This window comes from Colwellia asteriadis (assembly GCF_039523295.1).
Taxonomy (GTDB): domain Bacteria; phylum Pseudomonadota; class Gammaproteobacteria; order Enterobacterales; family Alteromonadaceae; genus Colwellia; species Colwellia asteriadis.
This window is the reverse complement of record NZ_BAAAFA010000031.1, coordinates 1-926: the sequence shown is the minus strand read 5'-3', so window position 1 is coordinate 926 and position 926 is coordinate 1. Positions and strand designations below refer to the sequence as shown.

Below are 926 nucleotides of genomic sequence, written 5' to 3'. Positions count from 1 at the left end.
TATTTACACCTATGTAGATTTACATTCATCATGGCATCTGGCCCTATGTCTTTCAATGCCTTTGTCGCTTGTACATCCATGGCTTCTACTCGACTTAATACTTCTTTGGCACCAGAGCTGTCAACACCCTTGTTTTTCCATAGTGAGCCTATTGATTTATTAACGCTGGCATCGCCTAACTCAAGTACAATATCTTTGCCTCCGGCAATCATATCGGGATTATGTAAAGCGTTAAGGGTTTTCATTTCTTTTGTCGCTAATAGCTCAGCTTTATCAGTGGCTTCTTGGCCAACGATCCCTTTTTTGTTTAATTCTAATTCTTTCTTACGTATTAATTTATCCTTGAATTTCTCCCTTGCCGTCTGCTGAGCTTTTCCTGTCCCTTTTCTTCCTATCTCTTTATATGACTGTCGGTTATCTAAGTACTCCTTAGCGGTCATATTATTTATGCCATTTTGCTGCCCTTGTAGTTGACGGTCATACTCAGCATCAGTGCCTTTCTTATTTCTTTTAAAACAGGCAACTTTGTGTTGAGGCATACGCTTAATTGCAGCTGCCCCAGGTAACTCATTTCCTTTCGGTGCTTTGAACTCATCAGTTTTAACTTTCTTAATATCGCCTGTTTTACCCACATGTGGTATTTCACCTGTGTATTCATCAAGGGCTTTGCTAAATTTTTTCTCAAGGTCTTGCATACCTTGAGTAATGCCTTGCTCTACTTTTGGGAGTATTTCGCCGAGTTTTTTACTGGCATTTTTTAAGCTATCAAGGGCTTCATCGGGAATAATTCTTTTTAAACACCAGCTATCGACAATATCATCAAAGGCACCACGGATACTGACTATTTTTTCTTTCACTAAATCGATAGCTTGTTTGGTTAAACCAGCCCAGTCAATGTCGCGTAAGAATTTAACCGGGTCGCCTTT

1 protein-coding gene is annotated in these 926 nt (G+C 39.6%); it reads right to left on the bottom strand.

Features of this window, described 5'->3' with window-relative positions; all coding sequences use genetic code 11:
• A partial coding sequence (locus ABD005_RS18080) for a polymorphic toxin type 15 domain-containing protein (protein ID WP_343819154.1) occupies positions 1 to 926 on the bottom strand: 926 nt, incomplete at both ends.